Source organism: Neisseria sp. HMSC03D10 (assembly GCF_001807625.1).
Taxonomy (GTDB): domain Bacteria; phylum Pseudomonadota; class Gammaproteobacteria; order Burkholderiales; family Neisseriaceae; genus Neisseria; species Neisseria mucosa.
Map to the genome: position 1 here is coordinate 40,920 of NZ_KV789511.1, position 3,518 is coordinate 44,437.

Sequence of the window (3,518 nt, forward strand, 5' to 3'; positions counted from 1 at the left end):
CGGTATTTCAGGCGGAAAACTTTCCCGCCCGCTGGGGTAACTTCAAGATATAAGCCGCCGCCGTCAAACATCTTGGTCTTTTTCCCTGTTTCGGCGGGCTTGGCGTTTTTGATTTGTCGGTCATTCAGCGGCATAGTGGGGGTATTTTCAGATACCCCGAATCATCCTCCCTGATTTTGGTTGATTCAATTAGATTAAATTAGACGGCGTTATGTAGCCCAAAAGAAAACAATGGAATATAAAGAAGTCTGAAACCCTTGCATTTACAAGGATTGGTTAATGGCATTAGACGGGATTAAACGAAAAAAAACGCTTAGAATTTCTAAGCGTTTTTGTATGTTGGTGCGACGGAGGGACACGAACTAAAGGAATAATTCATTGTTTTATATTATAAAAATAATAAAGCAATCTAAATATCCCCACAAATATCACCACATTTTGCAAAGGTCAAAAAATAATTTAGCAGTCTAGTGCCGGTCATTATAACTTTTTTTGGGGCGTGTTGTTATTTGAGTGATTAGGCCGGCGGCTTCTCTCTCAAATTTAAAACGCTATATATATATAAAATGCACTGGTTACTCTGGTTACCTGGTTACCAGCCCCTAAAAACCTTTATAAATCAACGATAATTCGGTAACTAGTTATGTCTTTGTCATTGGTTACCAGTGCCGGCAAAGTGGTTACCCGCCGTTTTTTGCTTTCTTTTTATGGACTCTAAAAATTCAAGGGGCTGCTTTTCTCGCGCGCGCGCGCGTATTGGTGTCGAAATTATTTATTCCACTGCCTGCCTTTTTGGTAGGTATGGCGTAAATAGGCTAAAATTTCGCTGTAAGCGTGTTTCATTGATTGGGTAGCAACTGTATTTTTGCCCGATGGGGTGGAAAATACAGTTGCTACACCTTGGTTTTAAAGAACGCGGTTAGCGGGGATGTAGGCTACGGCTTACTTTTTTTTGTTGTGTGCTTTAAGCCATTTTTGCATTTGTTCAATTTCCGCTTGTTGTGCGTTAATAATATCCTCAGCAAGCTTACGCATCTCAGGATCTTTTCCGTATTTTAATTCAACTTCCGCCATTTTTACTGCGCCAATATGGTGTGGCAACATACCTGCTGCAAAAGCAACATCAGGATCTTTATATTGCGCGGCTGCCATCATGTCTTGATTCATTTGATCCATACCTTGCATTAATTCTTGTTGCATTGCAGAACCTGTCGACATTTGCATATTCATGTGTGCTTGATGCGGTTGTTCATTAGCTTGGGCATAATTTGAAATTGCAATAGCGCTAAGTGTGATAAAAGTCATAAGTTTTTTCATGTTTTTCGCCTATGTGATAACTGAAGGAGCACAAATCATAAACTTTGACCTAAGGTTAAAGTCAATATTTATTTCGATACACAAGGGTTGGTATAAGGAAAGGGTCAAACAGTCCTAATTTTTGAGATGTAGGGGCTTCCTGTTGATTTTATGCTTTCTTGGTTGGTCTGCCTGAATGTTTGGACGTAAAAAAGCCCGCCATTGTCGGTAATAGCGGGCTTGCTCTTGGTTATTCGTCAAAGTCGGGCGGGGCTTCTTCCATCAAAACATAGAATCGGCTTGCAACGCCGTTGCGTTTGCGCTGGTGTTGCCATCTGCCGTTGTCGGCTTTTTTTAACCATTGGCGATTATGTAGGACTTCACACACTTTACGCGGGCTATATCCTTTACAGACTTCATCTTCAAAGACTACGGGGATTATCCAATATTCATCTATGCTTCCCTCTTGTTTCCGATAACCTGCGTGATTTTGGTTTGTGGTTTGGGCGTTCCAGTCTGAAAAGCGCATTGACAGTGCGTTAACGTCCATAAAAGCGATCACTTGCTCAATGATTCGGCGATCCTCGCGGTTTCCTGTGCCGTTTTCTTCAAGCCATTCATTGAAACACTGCCTTACTCCTGCTTCTCCTGCTCCTTGTCTCATGCCGGTAATAGGGGCGGCATATTCCAAGACGGCGGCCAAAAGGGCGAAGCGGCGGGCAATTCTTCGCGCCTGTCCCTCCATTGGTGGCAAGGTATCAAGGAATCGGGCGCGGCTGGCTTCTACGGCTTGGGCGGCGGCTTCTTTTCCGTCTTTGAGGATTTGGCGGATAAGGGCGCGGCCTGCTGTTCCTCGCTGCTTGGCTGTGGCTTGGTTGATATGCTCCGACAGTTTTGCGCCATCTGCAAAGCCGTGCAACGTGTCGTAAATGCCATATCTTGCCTCTGCCTGTATGTCAGGTAACCTAACATGATTACCCGCTTTCCATTGGGCGCGGTCTCCTATCAGGCTCTCTGGGTTTATTTCGCCGGTTGAAAGGATCAGATTGCGCCATGTTTTCTGCCGGCGGTTGCCGCCATCTTTTGCGCCTTGTGTTTTTGACACGCCGTTGATCACGCTGTAAACCATTTGCGGGATTTTTCGCGGGTCGGCTGATTGCCCGATTTCATCTAACACCAGCAAGCCATCATTGCGGGCTAAAGCTAAATTCTGCAAGCCAAGCGGGGTAGTATCCCAATTTCCTTTAGTGGTTTCAGGGTCGCCCCATACGCTCAAGGCAAGCCGCGCGGCGGTTGTTTTGCCTTTTGAGGAATCGCCCGCCAAATGGAAACCGCCTCCTTCTTCGTTCAAAAGTGCCAAGAATGGCGCGGCCATGCTTAAACCTAAAGCAAGGCATAGGCGGCTATTGTTCTCTGCGTATCGCGCGGCCTGTTCCTGCCATTCCTTGAGGCTGCCTTTTTCTGTGTAACCGTCTTTTTGGCTGGTGTCTCCGTTGTATAGAATGTTTGTGCCGTCTGCGTTAACGGCTTCCCCGCCTGCCAGTATGTAGGCTTCCCCGTTCCAACCGGCGCGGTCGGTAATGGTAAAGGCTATCGGGCTTCCCTCTTTCTGCAAATAGTCTGCCAGTCTTTCCCTTTTTGCCCGCCCGCTCATGATGACTAGGCCGAAATTCTGCAAACGCTGCCAGCCTTGAACTGTGCCGATTTCTGCTTGTGGTAGGGCGGCGGTCTTTTGTTGGCGTGTGATTTTGTCTTTAAACTTGATAATCCGATAATACGCGCCGTCATTGTCTTGCCCTGTGCCTATGATGTCGATAGGGTCGGAAAGCAATAGCGGCTCTGATTCGATAATATCGCCGTCTTTGTCGGTTCTAACGTTTACCCACCATACGCCCCGATTGTCGATCTCAAAGTGAGGGCGCGGGCGGAATGGCTCGATATTCTCAAGGTTGTAGTCGTTAGGGCTTTCCAGCTTCGCTGTTTCGGTATTTTTCATGCTGTTTGTCCTCCGAAATGATTGTCTGATTGCTTCTTCTCGTTCAGTTCGTCCAGTGCGTCATAGCCTGCTGTTTTGCTTTGCCATATGCTCGCCTTGATTCCCTGCTTAATGGCTCGCATTGCCAAGTCATAAGCGGCTCTGTAACCAACGGGGCGGGGCGTGTCGTTATCGGCAATAATTGCAATTTCTTTTATATAGTCAATTAAAATCAAAATAGGACAGT

The 3,518-nt window shown here is 46.3% G+C and carries 3 protein-coding genes and 1 pseudogene; all 4 read right to left on the minus strand.

Annotated features, from left to right (window positions below; all coding sequences use genetic code 11):
- Positions 1–134 (minus strand): Arm DNA-binding domain-containing protein (locus tag HMPREF3066_RS13085; RefSeq protein WP_070440430.1); only part of this gene is annotated, 134 nt, incomplete at its 3' end.
- 808 nt (positions 135–942) lie between these two features.
- Positions 943–1,317: a CopM family metallochaperone gene (copM, locus tag HMPREF3066_RS03290; RefSeq protein WP_070440423.1), complete on the minus strand. Its 375-nt coding sequence runs from the start codon at positions 1,315–1,317 to the stop codon at positions 943–945.
- A gap of 229 nt (positions 1,318–1,546) precedes the next feature.
- Positions 1,547–3,292 (minus strand): DUF927 domain-containing protein, encoded by a 1,746-nt coding sequence (locus HMPREF3066_RS03295; RefSeq protein ID WP_070440424.1) that lies wholly within the window; start codon positions 3,290–3,292, stop codon positions 1,547–1,549.
- A pseudogene (locus HMPREF3066_RS03300) lies at positions 3,289–3,518 on the minus strand (hypothetical protein); the annotation flags it as partial. The pseudogene HMPREF3066_RS03300 and the gene HMPREF3066_RS03295, both read right to left, overlap by 4 nt.

Excerpts from the sequence above, each read along its gene's own strand:
- copM (WP_070440423.1), bottom strand. The coding sequence starts at position 1,317 with ATGAAAAAACTTATGACTTTTATCACACTTAGCGCTATTGCAATTTCA.
- HMPREF3066_RS03295 (WP_070440424.1), bottom strand. The coding sequence starts at position 3,292 with ATGAAAAATACCGAAACAGCGAAGCTGGAAAGCCCTAACGACTACAAC.